Origin of the sequence: Clostridium sp. MB05 (assembly GCF_046581255.1) — a bacterium.
Classification (GTDB): Bacteria; Bacillota; Clostridia; order Clostridiales; family Clostridiaceae; genus Clostridium.
In genome coordinates, this window is record NZ_CP174370.1 from 1464572 (window position 1) to 1483941 (window position 19370).

Annotated in this window: 19 protein-coding genes and 1 other annotated feature; of the genes, 14 read left to right on the forward strand and 5 right to left on the reverse strand. The window is 28.3% G+C overall.

Annotation, left to right across the window (positions count from 1 at the left end):
* Positions 1-18: 18 nt before the first annotated feature.
* The 4 genes from ACH36K_RS06775 (at position 19) to ACH36K_RS06790 (ending at position 4474) form a co-directional block, all read left to right on the forward strand.
* Complete coding sequence (locus tag ACH36K_RS06775) at positions 19-1104, forward strand: AAA family ATPase (protein WP_411170188.1); 1086 nt, start codon at positions 19-21, stop codon at positions 1102-1104.
* Positions 1105-1117: 13 nt separating this feature from the next.
* Complete coding sequence (locus ACH36K_RS06780) at positions 1118-2458, forward strand: VWA-like domain-containing protein (protein ID WP_411170189.1); 1341 nt, start codon at positions 1118-1120, stop codon at positions 2456-2458.
* A 197-nt stretch (positions 2459-2655) separates the two neighbouring features.
* Entirely contained in the window at positions 2656-3219 is a 564-nt protein-coding gene (locus tag ACH36K_RS06785; RefSeq protein WP_411170190.1) for a hypothetical protein, read from the forward strand.
* A 385-nt stretch (positions 3220-3604) separates the two neighbouring features.
* Positions 3605-4474 (forward strand): methionyl aminopeptidase, encoded by an 870-nt coding sequence (locus ACH36K_RS06790; RefSeq protein ID WP_411170191.1) that lies wholly within the window; start codon positions 3605-3607, stop codon positions 4472-4474.
* A 94-nt stretch (positions 4475-4568) separates the two neighbouring features.
* Here ACH36K_RS06790 and ACH36K_RS06795 read toward each other — a convergent pair whose 3' ends face one another.
* On the reverse strand, positions 4569-4898 hold the full coding sequence (locus tag ACH36K_RS06795; protein ID WP_322545946.1) for a HesB-like protein: 330 nt from the start codon (positions 4896-4898) through the stop codon (positions 4569-4571).
* 266 nt (positions 4899-5164) lie between these two features.
* On the opposite strand from ACH36K_RS06795, the gene ACH36K_RS06800 reads away from it, so the two are divergent.
* Both ACH36K_RS06800 and ACH36K_RS06805 read left to right on the forward strand, forming a co-directional pair.
* Entirely contained in the window at positions 5165-5905 is a 741-nt protein-coding gene (locus ACH36K_RS06800; RefSeq protein WP_411170192.1) for an rRNA adenine N-6-methyltransferase family protein, read from the forward strand.
* A 97-nt stretch (positions 5906-6002) separates the two neighbouring features.
* Positions 6003-6572 carry a TVP38/TMEM64 family protein gene (locus tag ACH36K_RS06805; RefSeq protein ID WP_411170193.1) on the forward strand — a complete coding sequence of 190 codons (570 nt, stop codon included), beginning with the start codon at positions 6003-6005 and terminating at the stop codon, positions 6570-6572.
* A gap of 27 nt (positions 6573-6599) precedes the next feature.
* Here the strand turns inward: ACH36K_RS06805 and leuS are convergent, their stop codons facing one another.
* Positions 6600-9056 (reverse strand): leucine--tRNA ligase, encoded by a 2457-nt coding sequence (leuS, locus tag ACH36K_RS06810; RefSeq protein WP_411170194.1) that lies wholly within the window; start codon positions 9054-9056, stop codon positions 6600-6602.
* A 54-nt stretch (positions 9057-9110) separates the two neighbouring features.
* Positions 9111-9316 (reverse strand) — a binding site (T-box leader).
* Between the two features lie 184 nt (positions 9317-9500).
* Here leuS and ACH36K_RS06815 point away from each other — a divergent pair.
* The 3 genes from ACH36K_RS06815 (at position 9501) to ACH36K_RS06825 (ending at position 10804) form a co-directional block, all read left to right on the forward strand.
* Entirely contained in the window at positions 9501-9869 is a 369-nt protein-coding gene (locus ACH36K_RS06815) for a CoA-binding protein (RefSeq protein ID WP_411170195.1), read from the forward strand.
* Positions 9870-10031: 162 nt separating this feature from the next.
* Complete coding sequence (locus tag ACH36K_RS06820; RefSeq protein WP_411170196.1) at positions 10032-10400, forward strand: YccF domain-containing protein; 369 nt, start codon at positions 10032-10034, stop codon at positions 10398-10400.
* Between the two features lie 182 nt (positions 10401-10582).
* A complete protein-coding gene (locus tag ACH36K_RS06825; RefSeq protein WP_411170197.1) occupies positions 10583-10804 on the forward strand; it encodes a hypothetical protein in 222 nt (73 codons plus the stop codon).
* A gap of 94 nt (positions 10805-10898) precedes the next feature.
* Here the strand turns inward: ACH36K_RS06825 and ACH36K_RS06830 are convergent, their stop codons facing one another.
* From ACH36K_RS06830 to ACH36K_RS06840, 3 genes are read right to left on the reverse strand one after another with little or no spacing between them, the layout of a single operon-like run.
* Positions 10899-11393, reverse strand: coding sequence for a hypothetical protein (locus ACH36K_RS06830; protein WP_411170198.1), 495 nt, complete (start codon positions 11391-11393; stop codon positions 10899-10901).
* 34 nt (positions 11394-11427) lie between these two features.
* Entirely contained in the window at positions 11428-12045 is a 618-nt protein-coding gene (locus ACH36K_RS06835; protein ID WP_411170199.1) for a J domain-containing protein, read from the reverse strand.
* Positions 12032-12943 carry a DUF5685 family protein gene (locus tag ACH36K_RS06840; RefSeq protein WP_411170200.1) on the reverse strand — a complete coding sequence of 304 codons (912 nt, stop codon included), beginning with the start codon at positions 12941-12943 and terminating at the stop codon, positions 12032-12034. Before ACH36K_RS06840 ends, ACH36K_RS06835 begins: the two co-directional genes overlap by 14 nt.
* A 180-nt stretch (positions 12944-13123) precedes the next feature.
* Between ACH36K_RS06840 and ACH36K_RS06845 the strand changes: the two genes are divergently transcribed.
* The 5 genes from ACH36K_RS06845 to ACH36K_RS06865 all read left to right on the forward strand — a co-directional run bounded on the left by ACH36K_RS06845 (position 13124) and on the right by ACH36K_RS06865 (position 19132).
* Positions 13124-14011, forward strand: a complete 888-nt coding sequence (locus ACH36K_RS06845) for a polysaccharide deacetylase family protein (protein WP_411170201.1) — start codon at positions 13124-13126, stop codon at positions 14009-14011.
* A 317-nt stretch (positions 14012-14328) separates the two neighbouring features.
* On the forward strand, positions 14329-15411 hold the full coding sequence (locus ACH36K_RS06850) for a BMP family lipoprotein (RefSeq protein WP_411170202.1): 1083 nt from the start codon (positions 14329-14331) through the stop codon (positions 15409-15411).
* Between the two features lie 162 nt (positions 15412-15573).
* Positions 15574-17094, forward strand: a complete 1521-nt coding sequence (locus tag ACH36K_RS06855; RefSeq protein ID WP_411170203.1) for an ABC transporter ATP-binding protein — start codon at positions 15574-15576, stop codon at positions 17092-17094.
* A complete protein-coding gene (locus tag ACH36K_RS06860) occupies positions 17094-18185 on the forward strand; it encodes an ABC transporter permease (RefSeq protein WP_411169005.1) in 1092 nt (363 codons plus the stop codon). The genes ACH36K_RS06855 and ACH36K_RS06860 overlap by 1 nt, the downstream gene beginning before the upstream one ends.
* Positions 18185-19132 carry an ABC transporter permease gene (locus ACH36K_RS06865; protein WP_411169004.1) on the forward strand — a complete coding sequence of 316 codons (948 nt, stop codon included), beginning with the start codon at positions 18185-18187 and terminating at the stop codon, positions 19130-19132. Before ACH36K_RS06860 ends, ACH36K_RS06865 begins: the two co-directional genes overlap by 1 nt.
* The last annotated feature ends 238 nt before the right edge of the window (positions 19133-19370 follow it).

A 19370-nucleotide genomic window follows, 5' to 3' on the forward strand; every position in this document is an offset into this window, starting at 1 on the left:
GCAGCAAGAGGTGATAATATGAAATTTTCAGAAGCTATAAGTACTATAGATTTGGTTTTAGAATCAGGAAATGTTCCTTTAATAATAGGTGAAGCTGGGATAGGTAAAACTTCATTAGTTAAAAAAATATGTAAAAGTGATAATTATCATTTAGTAAATATAGATGCAAATCTTTTAAAAGAAGGTGAAATTGGAGGGCTTCCTTTAGTTGAAAATGGAAGAACTAAATATGCCACACATTATAAACTTATAGAAGTAGAAGAAGCAATAAGAGATAATGAGTACAATGGTGTGCTATTATTCATTGATGAGTTAAACAGGTGTGAGCATGCAGTACAACAAGAACTTATGAATCTAATATTAAATAGAGAAATAAATGGATATAAATTAGCTGATAATGTAAAAATAGTAGCAGCTATGAACCCATCTAATAAATATGATGGATTTGAAGATAGTGATTATCAAGTTGTGGATATGGATAGAGCACAAGAGGATAGATTCGTTTGGGTAGAGTTAAGCTCTGATATTAAAGAGTGGATTAAATGGGCTATGAGTAATGATGGAAATATACATGACCATATAATTGAATTCTTATCAACATTTCCTGAGTATTTAAGCACTCCAAATTCAAAGGAATCTATAAAGTCAACTCCAAGAAGCTGGGAGAGAGTGGCTAAGGCTTATAATATTTATGTTAAAAACAATAATAAGTATTCAACTGACATATTTTATAATGTAGTCAAAGGTAATGTAGGAGTAAGTATAGCAACAGATTTTATAAACTATATAAAATCTGTAAAAAATCCTTTAATTAAACCAGAAGATTTATTTTCATATATTATTTTACCAATAGAATTAAAAGATGAAATAAGAAAAGAAAGTCATTCAAGATTGTATATTTTAGCTAAGAATTCTTTAAGGTATTTAGAGGAAAATAATACAGATAATAATAGAAAATTATTTGGTGACTTGCTAACTTGCTATCCAAAGGATTTAAGACTTGGAATAATGAAAGAAACTAAGAGTGATTCTACTGAAGAGTTATATAATGATTTGCTAAATGAAGAGACATTCTTAGATGCATTCTTTAATATTTTTGAGTAAGGAATGATTATATATGCTATTTGAAGATAAACGAAATAATTTATTAAAACAAGCTTTAGATATAAAAGAAACTGGTAGATTAAATAGTAGCTTTGAAAGAGAGTTCTTTTCATTAGTAGAATCTGTAGTTATAGATATGTTAGAAGGTGAAGATAGTTTCTTTGGACAATTTTTAGTGAAGATTGAAAGAAGTGTTAGATTTAATATAGCATGGCCTTTAGCTACTATACCTAAAATGGAAGGATTTAAGATGTATTTTAATCCCATATTGTTTCTAATGTGTGATAAAAAAGAGATGGAAGCACTTTTTAAACATGAAATATATCATATAATGTATGGCCATCATCAAAGAGAAAGAGAGCTTAAGAATAAGTATACTACTACTGCTGTAAATTTAGCTTTAGATATTTCTATTAATCAATTTATTAAAAGTTTACCAATGGATAGTTTTAAAATAGAGACAGTAAATAAAGAATATAACCTAGAACTTAGGGAAGATAACACTATCGAAATATATGCAGAAAGAATAGAAAAAGTAATAAAATCAAAGTTGTCAACAAGTGTGAAATCAGATGATGGGTCTATTGGAGAGATGATTGATATATCAAAAGCTCATGATGTATGGGAAGAAAGTAACCTGAATTATGATTCTATAAAAGACATGACTAAGAAGGTTGCTATAAGTTCTTTTAAGGGGAAGGCACCAAAGGACATTGAAGCAATTATTAAAGCTTATACGGAGAAGGCAGAAATATCATGGCAAGAAGCATTAAAAAAAATAATTCCATCTCTTAGAGCTGGAGAAAAGAAGACAGTAACAAGAAGGAATAGAAGACAACCAGAAAGGTTAGATATAAGAGGTACATTACCCAATAGTATTCCAGAAGTTATAGTTGCAATAGATATAAGTGCTTCTATGAGTGAAGAAGAAGTTCATAAAATTATGATTGAGATATTAGAAATAACAAAAACAAGAATTAATAAAATTACAGTAATTGAATGTGACAATGAAATAAGAAGAGTTTATGAAATAAAATCAAAAAATGATATAAAGAAAAGAACTTCTAATGTTGGATCTACTAAATTTTCACCTGTATTTAAATATATAAGAGATAACAAACTAAGAAATCATGCTCTTATATATTTTACTGATGGTGTTGGAGAAAAAGAACTTGAAGTTAGACCTTTTAATTCAAATACCATTTGGGTCCTAACTGGAGATGAAGATTTATCCTTATCTAGAGCTTATGGAGAGATAAAAAGAATAGAAGGAAGATCTGAAAAAGGTGAGGGTGGTACTACTGGGTTGGATATGATTAAAGAGTATCAACAAGAGCATGGAAGATATTTTTAGGTAGCTTACTATTTAGTATGCTACCTTTTAATGTTTGTACAAGTATATCAATAGTAGAATTATATAATGAATTATGATATAATATAAAATTGTGGGGGTGTGTTATGAGGTCTTATAAAATAAGTAAAAATAATAGTATTCTTTTTATAATAATTATACTGCTTACAAGTTTAGTTATAAACGTTTACACATCGGCGATGAATTCGCGTTATAAAATATTAATAGGAAAAGAAACATATAGAAGTGTTGAAGAAATAAGAAGCAGAAATGAAGGTGCATTAAATACATTAAATCAATGTATAAAAGCAAAAAGTATTAGTAATGAAGAGTTACTTTCGTTATATGAAAATTACGGTGCAATATCTAAAGCATTTACAAATTTATGGTCAAAGTATGGAGATTACAAAAAAGAAGAGATTATATCTATAAATAAAAAATCAAAAACTTTAATGGAAACACCAAATGAGGTTTATTCAAGAATTGAAAGTTTATTATTTGAATATTTAAATATTCAAATGAATAATCATAATGAAAAACTTGTATTAGATGGAGAAAATTTAAATAACTTTTTAGCTATGAGTAATATGTCTCAGCAAATAGATGAGTTTTATAAAGAGTTTAACAATAAAAATTTTAGGAATATTAAAGAAGAAGATAAAGAAGTAGAAACAATAAAGAAAAATTATTGGATAGATATTCTAAAAGGGATGAACTCTATAATTGAGCCGTACTTAAATTATGAATTTACTATAAAAAGATAGTTTTAAAAATACTCTTTAGAAAAGTATAAAAGTCTAAAATTTTGAAAATGTTAATATATAAGGATTTTAGCAATTTGATTTAGAAAAGTAGATTTATTTTATACTTTCCTTACCTTTAGTTTGGAAGTGAACATATGTAAGTTTGCGTTGACTTGGAGCAGAGCGACGGAAAAAGTAAACTTATATATGTTCACTTTTTTATTTGATTTTTTCTCTATAATTAGAAAAGTATGATATAGTTATATTATAGATAATAATAAATAATATTATTTAATATAATTTATTTAAATTATAAGTACACTTAGAGTGTAATAATAGCATATAAAATAGTTATAATAGATAATAATGAATATATTATGAGTATGAAATTTTTAGGAGGTTTAATATGAATTTAAATAGAAATGATCAATGTTGGTGTGGAAGTGGAAAGAAGTACAAAAAGTGTCATATTGAATTTGATGAAAAATTAGAGCTACTTAAATCTGAAGGATTTGAAGTACCAACTAGGGATTTAATAAAAAATTCAGAGCAAATAGAAGGAATAAAAGAAAGTGCTAAAATTAATAATGCAGTATTAGATTTAGTAGAGAAAAATATTAAGGTAGGAATGACAACAGAAGAAATAAATAAGATAGTTCATGAATTTACAGTAAATAGTGGAGCAATACCTGCACCATTAAATTATGGGGGATTTCCTAAGAGTGTTTGTGTTTCTATCAATGATGTTGTATGTCACGGAATTCCTAGTGATGATGAAGTATTACAAGATGGAGATATAGTAAATGTAGATGTATCAACTATTTATAATGGATATTATTCTGATGCTTCAAGAATGTATAAGATAGGTAACGTTACAGAAAAGGATTCAAAGCTGGTTAAAGTTGCAAAGGAGTGCTTAGAAAAAGGATTTGAAGCTGTTAAGCCATGGGGATTCTTAGGTGATATAGGAGCTGTTATACAAGAACATGCAGAAGCTAATGGATTTTCGGTAGTAAGAGCTTTTGGAGGACACGGAGTAGGATTAAAATTCCATGAAGATCCTTTTGTAAGTCATTATGGTAAAAGAGGAGAAGGAATGATACTTGTTCCAGGAATGATGTTTACAATAGAACCAATGATTAATGAAGGAACTTATGAAGTTTTTGTAGATGAAGATGATGAGTGGACTGTTTTAACAGAGGATGGTGGATACTCAGCACAGTGGGAGTACACCGTGTTAGTAACAGAAGATGGTGCTGAAATATTAGCTTGGTAAAGCTAAATAAAAAAGCTGTATTAAATTAATAATACAGCTTTTTTTATGTTAAAGCATAACACTTTTTAAGAATCTAATCAATTAGATTACTAGATTAGTGGCATCCGCCACCACATGATCCGCATCCGCCTTCAACTTCTATAACTGGTTTTAATGATAAGCCTCTACCATCATTTTCTTCAGTTGAAAGTAATTTGAATCCTCCGAATTCATCAACAAGTTTTTCTTCTACTACAAAAGTAATATCGTTAACTTTTTGAGTAACATCTCCTTCTTTTGCTTCATCAACAGATATGTTGAAAGCAGGACCGCTACAACCAAAACCAGCTAAGTTAATTCTTATGCTATAGTTTTCAACTTCATTCTCGTCTAAGAATCCTTTAAATTCTTTGTATGCTTCTTCACTTATTAATATTTTATCCATATTATTCACCTTCTATTGTTAAATGATAATTTATATCATTAGTATAACACAGTACATTTAAATATCAAGTGTTTTTTAATATAAAAAATAGTAAATTTTAATAAATAGTTATTGTCATTACTATTTATTGTCAATATAATATTTAATAGAAACATTATGAGTATATATATTAAAATAATATATAAGTATTATAATATAAAATTTTAACTTTACATAAAATAGTATGTGTAATATAGTAAAGTTTCATACAGAAGGGAAGTATTATTTTGAAGCCATATGATAAGACATATATAATAGATAAAATAAAAGAATATAATAACGCTATATCTTTAGGAAAGATTGGGAGTTTTGAAATAAAAAGTACTGACAAAGAAAAAGATTATATTGATGGATATATGTATAATAAACATGAAAAGTTAAATTTAAGTCTTTTAGAATTATATGGGCCTAATAACATTTGGATGAAAGTCTCACCATTAGAAATAGAAAGTTCATATATGTTTATAAAATATGCAAAAGGTATTGTTGGAGTAGTTGGATTAGGACTTGGATATGTTGTACAAGAATTAGCTAAAAAGAAGGATGTAGAAAAAGTCGTAGTTTACGAAAAGGAAAAAGATATTATAGATTTATATAATTTAAGTTTCAAAAATAACTCTAAGATAATAATAATAAATGAAGATGCTTATAAAGCGAAGACGGAAAGTTTTGATTTCTTCTATGTTGATATATATGAATATAAGTTAACTAAAAAAGTAGTTGATGATTATATAAAATTTAATGAAATACATAATATAAATGAATATATATTTTGGGGAGTAGAACATTTTTTATTAAGCTGTAGATATGAAGAAATAGTTTGGGTATATATACCAGAAACTTGGATGGAAATGAGTAAAAAAATATTTGTTGCTTTTCAAGATTCAAATTTATTGCCCTACTATAGACAGTTAGATGAAAAATTAGTAAGCGAGATATTAGAAGAATTTAAAAAAGTACTAGAGTAGAAATTAATAACTTAGTATTAATAATTTATAAATTATAATGGTTATAGTTATAGGAAATATATAAATTTATTACAGATGATAGTTAAGGATAAATATCATGTTTAGTTTAGATAATATAATAAGTATATTTAGTGAATATAGTAACTTTGCTATAATAATATCTATATTTATGAGTACAATTATAGCATTACTTGGGGTAGTTCCATCAATTTTTATTACAGGAGCTAATATAGCATTTTTTGGACCACTTGAAGGTTTTATTGTTTCTTTAATAGGTGAAACAATAGGAGGATATGTGAGCTTTATTTTATATAGACTAGGATTTAAAAAGAAGATAGAAGGATTGAAGGATAAAAATAAATTGTTGAAGGCTATTATAGAAGGAAAAGGTCATAGAATAGGTTTTTTGATATTTGAAGGGCGATTAATTCCATTTATACCATCAGGTTTTGTGACATTAGCTGCTTCCATTAGTAATGTTAATAAATTTATTTTTGTTATTGCAACATTCTTTGGAAAGATTCCATCAATAGCACTAGAAGCATTAATAAGCTATGATTTAATAAATATAGAAGAAAATTTTATAAGGTTAATTATTACTTTAGTAGCAACTGTATTAGTTTATATAACATTAAAAAAATATAATAAAGAGAAAAATTTAGGGTAAAGTATTTTAAATACTTTACCCTTTAAGTTATTTAACAACTATATTTACAAGTCTACCCTTTATAACTATAACTTTAACTATAGTTTTACCTTCAGTAGCAGAAATTATCATTTCATTTTCTAATGAAGAAGCTTTAATTCCTTCTTCATCTAGATCAGTTGAAACATTTATCTTAGCTTTAATTTTACCGTTAACTTGAATAGCTATTTCAACTTCATCTTTAATTAAAGCTTTAGGATCATATTTTGGCCAAGCTTCGTTAAAGATAGAGAAATCTAAACCTAGTAAACTCCATTGCTCTTCAGCAAAGTGAGGTGCAAATGGTGCAAGGATTTTTAAGAAATCTATGCAGCTCTTTTTTAAGAAATCTAAATTTTTAATATCTTCTTGAAGATATTTAGAGAAAGCATTTATAAACTCCATCATTCTTGCAATTGCAGTATTAAATTGAAGTTTTTCAGCATCTTCAGTAACACCCTTAATTGAATTGTGTAACCAGAAGTTTAATTCCTTTTCTGCTTTATCTATAGCAGTCTTATTATTTTCACCTTTTTCAATAGCTTCTCTAGCTATATCTAAGTATCTTTCAATTCTATCTACAAATCTAGCAACAGATTTAAGTCCATCATCACTCCAAGCTCCACCTTCGATATAAGCAAATCCAAACATTAAATACATTCTAAATACATCTGAACCATATTGAGATATATAGTCATTTGGAGAAATTGTATTCCCCTTTGATTTACTCATTTTTAATCCGTCTGGACCAAGAATTAATCCTTGGTGAGTTAATGACTTAAATGGTTCATCAAAATCTAAATATCCCATATCTCTTAAAGCTTTAGTTATAAATCTAGAATATAATAAATGCATACAAGCGTGTTCTGGGCCGCCTACATATTTATCTACTGGAAGTATTTTATTAATAAGATCTTTATCAAAAGCCTTTTCAGAGTTTTTATTGTCAGGATATCTTAATTGATACCAAGAAGAACAAACAAATGTATCTAAAGTATCAGCTTCTCTTTTTGCTGGTTTTCCACATTTAGGACAAGTTGTGTTTATGAATTCATCACATTTTGCTAGTGGTGATTTTCCATCTGGAGTAAACTCAACATTATATGGAAGTTCTACAGGTAATTGATTTTCAGGTACAGGAACAGTTCCACAGTGGTCACAGTGAATCATAGGAATTGGTGCACCCCAATATCTTTGTCTAGATACCAACCAGTCTCTTAGTCTATAATTGACTTTAGCACTTCCAAGCTTCATAGAAGATAATTTATCAACTATTTTTTCTTTAGCTTCTTCAGTAGTTAATCCATCAAATTCTCCGGAATTAAGCAATACACCATATTCGCAATAAGGTAGTTCAGCATCAGTACTAGTACCATCTTTGCTAGTTATTACTCTTTCTATTGATAAGTTAAACCTTGTAGCAAATGCATAATCCCTTTCATCATGAGCAGGAACAGCCATTACAGCACCGGTTCCATAAGTTGCTAATACATAATCTCCGATCCAAATAGGAACTTCTTTTCCATTTATAGGATTTATAGCGTAAGATCCTGTAAAGACTCCAGTTTTTTCTCTTGATAAAGATTGTCTTTCTATATCAGATTGCTTTTTAGCTTCATCTTTATAGTTTTCAACAGTATCCTTGTATTCTGGAAGAGTAAGTTCATCAACTAATGAATTTTCAGGAGCTAATACAACATAAGTAACTCCGTTTAGTGTGTCAACTCTTGTAGTAAATACATCAAATTCAATATTAGAATCTTTAACTTTAAATGTAACTTCTGCACCAGTAGATTTACCAATCCAGTGTTTTTGCATTGCAACAGTTTTTTCAGGCCAATCTAAAGTGTCTAATTTTTCTAATAGTTCATCAGCATAGTCAGTTATCTTTAAGAACCATTGAGTTAGATCTTTTTTTGTTACCTCAGTCGAACATCTTTCACAAGCGCCTTCAAGAACTTGTTCATTAGCTAAAACTGTATTACATGATGGGCACCAGTTCACTGGAGCTTTTTTTCTGTAAGCTAAACCTTTTTCATATAGTTTTAAAAATACCCATTGAGTCCATTTATAATAATCAGGATTACAAGTTATTATTTCATTATCCCAGTTAAACATAGCTCCCATAGCTCTTAGTTGTTTTTCCATAGTTTCTATATTCTTTTCTGTTGAATCCTTTGGATGAATTCCAGTTTTTATTGCATAGTTTTCAGCAGGAAGTCCAAATGCATCAAATCCCATTGGTTGAAATACATTATATCCTTGCATTCTTTTAAGTCTAGCCCATGAATCAACAGGTCCATAGTTAAACCAGTGACCAGCGTGTAATTGGCTACCAGAAGGATAAGAGAACATCTCTAAAACATAAAGTTTTTCTCCTTCTTTATTTGGGTCAAATTTATAAAGATTTGTTTCTTCCCATTTATCTTGCCATTTCTTATCAACGGAAGTTCCATAATTAGCCACGATAATTCCTCCTTTAAAAATAAAAAATAATATAAAAAAAGCCCTTCATCTCAATTAAGAGACGAAGGACATATTCGCGGTACCACTCTTATTAGAAAAATAAATATTTTTCTCACTCAAATCTATAACGGGGTTTCCCGTACTTGCTTTTAACAAGTAAGCTCCTAGGCAAGTTCCTATAATTCAACCACTGTTTTGCAGCAATCAACAGCTCTCTTAAGGTTGAAAGTAATAGTACTACTCCTATTCAAAGCAGTAAATATATAATTTATACACAATTATATATTTTATTACAATATAAGTCAACAACTAGAATCAATTAATTAAATATAATATAATAGAAAAAGTAATTAAAAATTAGCAAATGGATATATTAATCATATATTAAGTTATGATATTGTAAAGGTTCATATGAAAAAAATAACCTATATAGGAGGTAGATTTATGAATATAAATGAAATGATTAAATTAAAAAATTGGGTAGTTGTAGGAGATGTATCTAATGAGTCTAAGTATGCTTATAAAATATTAAATAAATTTAAAAGCAAAGGATATATTGTTAGTGGTGTTCACACCAAAGGAGGAAATCAAATATATACTAGCTTAAAAGAAGTACCATATAAAATAGACGCTATAGACTTATGTATAAATGCTAAGCTTGGAATAAGTTTTATTAAAGAAGCTAATGAATTAGGAATAAAAAATGTTTTAATACAACCTGGTGCTGAAAGTGAAGAAATATTAAAGTATTGCATTGAAAACTCAATAGTAGCAATAGAAAATTGTGCATTGGTCCAGTTAGGAAATAATTAAATAAGAGAGCAAGTATCTATAAATCAATTTATTAGATAATTTTATAGATACTTACTTAAAGTTCTTAAAAGTGGACAAGTGTAATTCAAACCTATAAATTATAAGACAACTAAGCTTATAGTCTATAGTTATTTAGGAATTTTAAAAAAGGAGGAATTTTTAATGTCATGTTTAGGAAATTTAATTTGGATTATTTTTGGAGGATTTATTAATGCTTTAGCTTGGCTTTTTGCTGGAGTAGTTTGGTGTATTACTATAGTAGGAATTCCAGTAGGAATGCAATGTTTTAAGCTGGCTAGCTTGCAATTCGCTCCATTTGGGAAAGAAGTAGTTACTAAAAATGATAGTGGAGTAAATATTGTTTTAAATATTTTTTGGATATTATTTGGTGGTATAGAATTATGTATAGCGAATTTAATAAGTGCTTTCCTTTTGTGCATAACAATAATAGGAATACCATTTGCTAAACAATCTTTAAAACTAGCCAAATTAGCTCTAATGCCTTTTGGAAAAGAGATAATAACAAAATAAATTCTTTTAATTATAAACTTTTCGTATATTTTTATTAAATAAATATATTCTTTATATTTAGTAGTATTATGGTTTATATTAGTATTAAGTAAAAAATATATAGTAATTGATATGTGTTGTAATTTATTTAAATGGTATTTTATTAGAATGAGTAAGGGCAAATAATGATGGGGGATGGTATTTTGGATAACTATGAAAACACTATCTTGTATAGAGAAGTTAAGTCATATGAAGATGCATATGTGTATAATTCAGATACTGAAACTATAAATAAGTATATTGAAGAATCTAAAAAATTAAAAGTAGAAAGCTCTAAAAAGAGAAAAGCAACAGAAAGATTAATATCTGTTGTAGGAGAAATAATTGAAGGTGCTTTTGAAGTGTTATTTTCATTAATAGATTAAAATAAACAAGGCTGATTTTACTCAAATCAGCCTTGTTTAATACTATCCGTACCTTCAGTTTGTAATTAAACTTACATATGTCTACTTTTTTATTTTAAATTTTATTGTGTATTTTTTGCATATAAAATGAAATAAGTAATGTTAATGCATAATCAAATATTAAAAATGCAGGTTGTGAAACAACATATACCAACCATAATGGTAGTTTTATTATTTCTGTTGAAAGAAAAGTATTAAACAAAAATAACAAGATGAATAAAATAGCATTAAAAAATAATAATTTCAATATTATTTCTAAATACAACTTATTTAATTTTTCTATATAGCATTTTACTATTCCATATACTCCAAAGAATATTCCGTATAATAGAACTATATTAATTGGTAAAAAGAAAAAACCTATTATTGTAGAGGCGATGTACACTAAAAAAGCACTTTTTATTGAACCTCTTATCATTGCAACTGGAATAATAAATGAAGCTAATGTAAGGATGCTTAATGTGTTTATGGGAATTAACAAATTTAAATATAAAATTATGCTAGTGAGTGCTACTAAGACAGCACTTAGAGCAATTTCTTTTGATTTCATAATTTAAAACACCACCATTTAATAATTTATGATGCTAGCAACACCCTATAAGATCTCCACCCATACATTCACAAATTGAGTCTAAACACCAAAGATTGATACAACAGTCACATGCGCTAGCTGTATTCCCACCAGTTGTTCTATAGTAATTATTACTATATGATCTAGTTCTTTGATGAAGAGAGTTTAGGGTTTGTCTATATTCAAAATTGTTTGGGTCCATATTTACTGCAGTTTGAATATGTTTAAGGCCTCCATCAAACCATCCTTTGTTAGTTAATAATACTCCATAAAGAAAATTCCATTCAGCATTTCTGTTAGACATACCATTTAGTCTATTTTCTGCTTCTTGAAAATTACCCATTTGAATAAGTCTTCTTACTTCTGAAAACATATAACTGTCATTAGATGATCCATTATTATATGATGAATTATAGTTTTGTGAATTAGAATTTTGATAAGAGTTATTTGGATTTTTTGTTAATTCATCATAAGCTGAATTTATTTCTCTCATTTTTTCTTCTGCTAAATCTTTAAGGGGGTTATCTCCATATTGATCTGGATGATATTGCTTAATAAGACTTCTATAAGCCTTTTTTATTTCTTCTTGACTTGCTCCTGGTTTAAGTCCTAGTACCTCATATGGATTCATTATTATAGTCACTCCTTTTATCTTCACTTGTATTATTTAAAATACTAATATATTTATCCATCATACCTAATTCTAAAATATTTTTAAGTATATCTTCATTCCTTTTTAAAGGTAGTTTTGAAAGTAGGTCTTTACAATTGTATGAACAGTTTAAAATCGTAAATTCTAATCTTTCTTGGATTAAAGGAATTAAATCATCATAGGATTGATTATTGTTATTTAATAAAAAGTTTATTGGATTAAATTTTTTATTTAATATATCATCTTTTAAATCGTCTAATGCATCAATAAGATATATCCACTTTCCTAAAGTGTATCCAAGTCTATAAAGATTATTTCTTAACTCAGTAGAGTCATCAATAAGCTCATTTGGATATTCTTTCAAAATACTTCCAACTATATCACTAAATGGATGAGATATTTCATCTATAGATGAAAAGTTTTTATTATTTTCTAAGTCAGTTAATATTAGAAGATTTTTCTTGATTATCTTATTTATATTATCTATAGATTTATTAATTTTTTTTTGATAAGGATAAAGTATTCTTTCTATAACCTTACTTTTAATATTATTATCATCTTGAATATCATCTTTTACTTTGTGATAAAAAAGTGTTAAATTCATGGCTGCAGCATAATGCAATGCATCATTTTCTATAATTACAGGTTTTTTATCAGTAGGATGAGCAATACATCGCTTAATTTCAATATTAGGTTCTTTTATTGATAAAGAATCTATAAGTATTGCTAAAAAAGTCATATCATAGTTTAATACTGCTCTAGGTATGTTTCCAGCACTATTTTTAAGTTGAAAACATAATCCACAGTAATAACTTCTAAATTTTGTAAAATCCTTAACTTTAAGTTCTGCTTTAAGAGGAGTCACATATCCAAACAACAAAAACACTCCTTAATATTAGTTTAGATTAATTATACAAAAATAATATATTATTAACAATGATTAAAGGAAAAATTAGAAAGTGTTAAAAAAATAGAAACAATTATGAATAGAAATATTGACAAATTATTCCTATCAATATATATTCAAAATATATAGGAAAGAGGGGAATATAATATTATGAAAAAAATAATGAAATTAACTACAGCTTTAGTAGTAATACTAGTCATAGGATTTGGAATATTATTTATAAAAAATTATAAGTTTAGTGCTGATAATAATACAGTAAGTGTAGAAAAGAATAATAAGGATTCTAATGAAGAAACAAAGAAAAATATTGAAGAAAAAAATACTAAAATAGAAGAAAAGGATAAAATTAATTATGTAAATTTAAATGTGAACGATGTAAGAATACCTATATTAATGTATCATTCTATAGCAGATACCGATCCTAATAATAACTTACTAGTGCCAATAAGTCAGTTTGAAGGACAAGTCAAATGGCTTAAGGAAAATGGATTTACACCTATGCTGTTAGAAGATGTTGTAGAAGCTTTTAATACAGGTAAAGTTCCTGAAAAGCCAGTAGCAATAACTTTTGATGATGGATACGCAGACAACTATACAGAGGCTTACAGAATATTAAAAGAACATGGTATGAAGGCTACTTTTTTTATAATAACTGACAAAACTGATGTTGATGGTTGGTATATGAATTCTAATATGCTAAAAGAAATGCATAAGGATGGAATGGGAATAGAGAATCATACCTCTAGACATATTGAGTTTACTAAAATATCAAGAGAAGACAAAATTGCAATAATAAAAGAGGGGATTAATACATTAAAAGAGAAAGTTGGAGTAGATAGTAAATTTGTTTGCTATCCAGTTGGTAGATACGATGATGAAACGATAGAAGTAGAAAAAGAATTAGGTATAAAAGCAGCTGTTACAACAGAAGTTGGAATAGCAAAAGCTTCTGATGGTATGTACTCATTAAAAAGAATTAGAATGTCTCCTATGGATATAGAAGCTTTTAAAAGTATATTTAGCGAATTTTTAAAATAAGGTCAACCAATTTGTTTTTAGATGGGAGACTAAAATAATATGAAATCCCTAAAAGATAATCGAAAATTATAAATTATAAAGTCGATATAATTCGTATAGTTAGTTTTATTTTTTACAATATTAAGAATAAATTTCATAAAAAATATTTGAAAAGGTTATTCATTTTGGATAAATTTGTCTAATAATGAAAATAATATTTAGAAAAATATTGTATTTACGAACTATATATTGTATAATTTTTTTAAAAGTTTCTATGTGGAAACCTTTTAAAAAAATTATAACAACTAAATTACAAAAGTCTAAGGGGGATTTTTAACATGAAAAAAAGAGCAATAGCTTTAGCACTATCAGCGCTTATGATAACTGGTTTAGTAGGTTGTGGCAATAAATCAGATGGAGCAGCAAAAGAAAAGGACTTAAAAGTAGGTATGGTTACTGATGCAGGAACTATAGATGATAAGTCATTTAACCAAGGTACTTGGGAAGGTATAAAGAAGGCACAAACAGATCTAAAAATAGATGCTAACTATTTAAAGCCATCAGGAACAACAGAAGCTGACTATATGAAGGAAATAGGAAATCTTTATGATACAGGATATAAATTTATAGTTACTCCTGGATTTAAATTTGAAACAGCTGTATTTAAAGCACAAGAAAAATATAAAGATGCCAAGTTTGTAATAATAGATGGTAATCCACATAGTGGAGACTTTAAGCCAGTTGTAGCTGATAATACAGTGGCTATATTCTTTGCTGAACAAGAAGCAGGATTCTTAGCTGGTGTTGCAACAGCACTTCAACTAAAAGAAGGAGAACTAGGATTTATAGGTGGTATGGAAATACCAGCACCTCAAAAGTTTAACTGGGGATTCCAACAAGGTGTTAAATATGCTAATGAAAATTTTGGAACAAAAATGAACATAAAGAAAGAAAATGTAGTATATCAAGGATCATTTGATAATGTTGCTGCAGGTCAACAATTAGCTGCAACTATGTTTGATAATGGAGTTAAAGCAATATTTACGGCAGCTGGTGGAGTTGGAGTTGGAGCTATAAATGAAGCTAAAGCTAGAGCTAACGCTGGAAAAGAAGCATGGATAGTAGGTGTTGACGTTGACCAATATGCAGATGGAATTTACAAAGACAATAAATCTGTAGTATTAACTTCAGCTATGAAAATGATAGATACAGCTACTTTTGATATGGTTAAAGATGAGTTAGATGGAAAATTCCAAGGTGGAAAGACTTTAATATTTGATGCTAAAAATGATGGTATTGGTATTCCAAAAGAAAATCCTAATTTAAGTAAAGAAACTTCAGATAAAGTTGCTGAAGTACTTAAACAAATTAAAGACGGAAAGATTACTGTATCAGATAAACAAGGTGATTTAATTAAGTAATTTTATAGAGTTTATATAAAAGAATTAATAACATAGGAAAAGACGGAAGTACCGTCTTTTTCTTATATACACCTGAATTTGTTTAATTTTACAATTTGACAATAAAAAGGAATAGAGATGATGTAATTAAAAATCTTTTAATTAATAAAGGGAGGATACTTAATGAGTTATGTAGTAGAAATGCTTAACATTCGAAAAGAGTTTCCAGGAATTATAGCAAATGATAATGTAACTTTACAGCTAAAAAAGGGAGAAATCCATGCTCTTTTAGGAGAAAATGGTGCTGGTAAATCTACATTAATGGGAATGTTATTTGGAATGTATCAACCAGAGGCTGGAATAATAAAAGTAAATGGAAAAGAAGTGAAAATTTCTAGTCCGAATGTAGCAAATGATTTAGGAATAGGTATGGTTCATCAGCATTTTAAACTAGTTGAAAACTTTACTGTAACAGAAAATATTATATTAGGTCTTGAACCAAAAAAATTCTTAACAGTTGATGTAAAAAGTGCAGCTAAAAGAATAGATGAGTTATCAAAAACTTATGGATTAAATGTTGACCCATATGCAAAGATAGAAGATATATCTGTTGGTATGCAACAACGTGTTGAAATCTTAAAAATGTTATACAGAAACGCTGATGTGCTTATTTTCGACGAGCCAACGGCAGTTTTAACTCCTCAAGAAATAGAAGACTTAATTGAAATAATGAAAAACCTTATAAAAGAAGGTAAATCAATAATATTAATTACACATAAGCTAAAAGAAATCAAAGCCGCTGCAGATAGATGTACTGTTATAAGAAGAGGTAAATGTATAGGAACAGTTGATGTAAAAACTACTACTGAAGCTGATATGGCAAAAATGATGGTAGGTAGACAAGTATCCTTTAAAGTAAATAAAAAACCGTCAACCCCAGGGGAAGAGGTATTAAAAATTGAAAATTTATCAGTTAAAAATAATAAAAAAGTATTAGGATTAAAGGACTTTTCTTTAGAAGTAAGAAAAGGAGAAATAGTTGGTATAGCTGGTGTAGAAGGAAATGGACAGACTGAGATAGTTGAAGCTATAACGGGAATGAGAGAAATAGAAAGTGGAGCAATATTCTTTAACGGAAGGGATATTACTAAAACTTCAATAAGAGATAGAATTGACGATGGAATAGCACATATTCCAGAAGATAGACATAAAAGAGGACTAATTCTTGATTATACTATGGAAGATAACATGGTTCTTAAAGTTTATAAAAATGAACCGTTTTCTAAAAATGGACTTATAAATAGAAGTAAAATAACAGAATATGCAAATAACATTATAGAAACCTTTGATGTAAGATCAGGTGAAGGTGGAAAATCTATGGCTAGATCTTTATCAGGTGGAAATCAGCAAAAAGGAATAATTGGACGTGAAGTTCAATCAAATCCAGATTTATTAATAGCTGTTCAACCAACAAGAGGATTAGATGTAGGATCAATAGAATACATACACAAAAGGCTTGTTGAGCAAAGAGATAGTGGGAAAGCTGTACTTTTAGTATCACTAGAATTAGATGAAGTACTAAACGTTTCAGATAGAATTGCTATTGTTAACAATGGTGAACTAATAGGAGTAGTAAATGCCTCTGAAACAGACGAAAACGAAGTTGGATTAATGATGGCAGGAATAAAGAGAGGTGAAAGCTAATGGAAAAAAATCAAGGTTTAAAATCTGTAATGGCTGTAATCTTAGGTCTTATTGCAGGTGCCATATTAATGGTAATCATGGGATTTAATCCTGTTGAAGGGTACGAGTATTTATTTAAAGGCGGATTAATGAACCTAGAGAGAATAGGTAACACTATAGCTACTGCAACTCCATTAGTACTTACAGGGCTTTCAGTTGCCTTTGCATTTAAAACAGGATTATTTAACATAGGGGCTCCCGGACAAATGCTATTTGGAGGATTTTGCTCAATTGCTGTAGGTTTAACACTGGATTTACCTAAAGCTTTACTTGTTCCTATAGTTGTATTAGTAGGAATCTTAGGAGGAGCATTATGGGCTACAGTTCCAGGATTATTAAAGGCTAAATTCAACGTTCACGAAGTTGTATCATCAATAATGATGAACTGGATAGCTTATTGGATAGTTTACTATAACATCCCAAAATATTTTAAAGGAGAATTCTTAGAAACTGAATCAAGAATGTTACCAGAAACAGCTACTTTAAGAGTTTCTTGGTTATCAAGTATATTTAGTGGATCATATATAAATTTAGGGATTTTCTTAGCAATAACAGCAGTTTTTGTTGTTTGGTTTATATTAAATAAAACAGTTTTAGGATATGAATTAAAAGCTGTTGGATTTAATAGATTTGGAGCAGAATATGCTGGTATGCCTGTTAATAGAAATATAATTGTTTCTATGATGATAGCTGGAGCATTATCAGGTCTTGCAGGTGCTATACAATATACAGGTAACGCAAATATAATGCAAATAGGAGTTATGCCAACTCAAGGTTTTGATGGAATAGCAGTTGCATTACTTGGAGCAAGTAACCCTATTGGAGTTTTCTTCTCAGCGTTATTCTTTGGAGTACTATATGTTGGAAAAGGATTTATGAATGCTGCGGTAAAGGTACCACCAGAACTTGCAGACACTATAATGGCAACAATAATTTACTTTGCAGCAACAAGTATGATAATGGATAAAGTAATAAAAAGATTTAAAAAATCAAAAAAAGATGACGATTCAAAAGGTAAAAATAGTTCTGCTGAAAGGGTGGTGGAAAAATAATGTGGAGCATAATACAACAAATTTTTCCATATGCAATTTCTTTTACAGTGCCTCTTTTAATAACAGCGTTAGGAGCACTTTACTGTGAAAGAAGTGGAGTTATAAATATAGGATTAGATGGACTTATGATAATAGGTTCATTTGCTGGAGCATTAACAGTATCAAAACTACAAGCAAACGGAGTTGCAGGGGCTTTATGGATAGGTCTTTTAGTTGCAACTTTAGCAGGAGTTTTATTCTCCTTATTACATGCATTTGCAAGTATAAACTTAAATGCTAATCAAGTAATTAGTGGTACAGCGATAAATATGATAGCTGGAGCATTAACAGTATTCTTAGCAAGAAATATGACAGGTAGTGGTAATATAAGAGTAACAAATGGATTTATTCCAAAAGATATACCAGTATTATCAAATATACCTGTAATAGGACCACTTTTCTTTACTAAAACTTATGCAACAACATGGCTTGTAATAGCAATTTTAATACTAAGTGTATTCTTATTATATAAAACAAGTTTTGGATTAAGATTAAGAGCTTGTGGGGAACATCCGCAAGCGGCAGCGGCAGCTGGTATAAGCGTATTCAAAATGAGATATATAGGTGTTATGATATCTGGCGGATTATCAGCTTTAGGTGGAGCTATAATATTAGTAACATATTCTGGTGAGTTTAACGGAAATGTTGCTGGTCTTGGATTCCTAGCTTTAGCAGCATTAATATTTGGACAATGGAAACCTATGGGGATACTAGGAGCAACTTTATTCTTCGGATTTGCTTCAACTATAGCAAACGTATCTCAAGTTATACCATCATTAGCATCTATACCAGGTGTATTATTAAAGATTTTCCCATACGTTGTTACTTTAATAGCATTAGTACTATTCTCTAAATCATCACAAGCTCCAAAGGCTTCTGGTGAACCATTTGATGCTGGTAAGAGATAAATATAAAAAAGGTAAGGAGTTTATAAACTCCTTACCTTTTTTTATATTTATAATCATTTATGGAATTATCTATTGTTATATTAATATTTATTATAGCTAAATAGTTTCTAAAAAATATAAAATATCAATTGTAAGAATAATAAATTTATAATATTTAATATTTTACTTTTAATTAAATATAGTATTAAAGTTAAATTAGAAACCCAATATAAAACTTAATAAAACTTAAAATTTAATA

Bases quoted from the DNA above. Each gene is read 5' to 3' on its own strand.
- ACH36K_RS06775 (WP_411170188.1), top strand. From the start codon at position 19: ATGAAATTTTCAGAAGCTATAAGTACTATAGATTTGGTTTTAGAATCA.
- ACH36K_RS06845 (WP_411170201.1), top strand. From the start codon at position 13,124: ATGAAAAAAATAATGAAATTAACTACAGCTTTAGTAGTAATACTAGTC.
- ACH36K_RS06780 (WP_411170189.1), top strand. From the start codon at position 1,118: ATGCTATTTGAAGATAAACGAAATAATTTATTAAAACAAGCTTTAGAT.
- ACH36K_RS06865 (WP_411169004.1), top strand. From the start codon at position 18,185: ATGTGGAGCATAATACAACAAATTTTTCCATATGCAATTTCTTTTACA.
- ACH36K_RS06860 (WP_411169005.1), top strand. From the start codon at position 17,094: ATGGAAAAAAATCAAGGTTTAAAATCTGTAATGGCTGTAATCTTAGGT.
- ACH36K_RS06835 (WP_411170199.1), bottom strand. From the start codon at position 12,045: ATGAATCCATATGAGGTACTAGGACTTAAACCAGGAGCAAGTCAAGAA.
- ACH36K_RS06850 (WP_411170202.1), top strand. From the start codon at position 14,329: ATGAAAAAAAGAGCAATAGCTTTAGCACTATCAGCGCTTATGATAACT.
- ACH36K_RS06805 (WP_411170193.1), top strand. From the start codon at position 6,003: ATGTTTAGTTTAGATAATATAATAAGTATATTTAGTGAATATAGTAAC.
- ACH36K_RS06785 (WP_411170190.1), top strand. From the start codon at position 2,656: ATGAATTCGCGTTATAAAATATTAATAGGAAAAGAAACATATAGAAGT.
- ACH36K_RS06795 (WP_322545946.1), bottom strand. From the start codon at position 4,898: ATGGATAAAATATTAATAAGTGAAGAAGCATACAAAGAATTTAAAGGA.
- ACH36K_RS06790 (WP_411170191.1), top strand. From the start codon at position 3,605: ATGAATTTAAATAGAAATGATCAATGTTGGTGTGGAAGTGGAAAGAAG.
- ACH36K_RS06855 (WP_411170203.1), top strand. From the start codon at position 15,574: ATGAGTTATGTAGTAGAAATGCTTAACATTCGAAAAGAGTTTCCAGGA.
- ACH36K_RS06830 (WP_411170198.1), bottom strand. From the start codon at position 11,393: ATGAAATCAAAAGAAATTGCTCTAAGTGCTGTCTTAGTAGCACTCACT.
- ACH36K_RS06820 (WP_411170196.1), top strand. From the start codon at position 10,032: ATGTCATGTTTAGGAAATTTAATTTGGATTATTTTTGGAGGATTTATT.
- ACH36K_RS06815 (WP_411170195.1), top strand. From the start codon at position 9,501: ATGAATATAAATGAAATGATTAAATTAAAAAATTGGGTAGTTGTAGGA.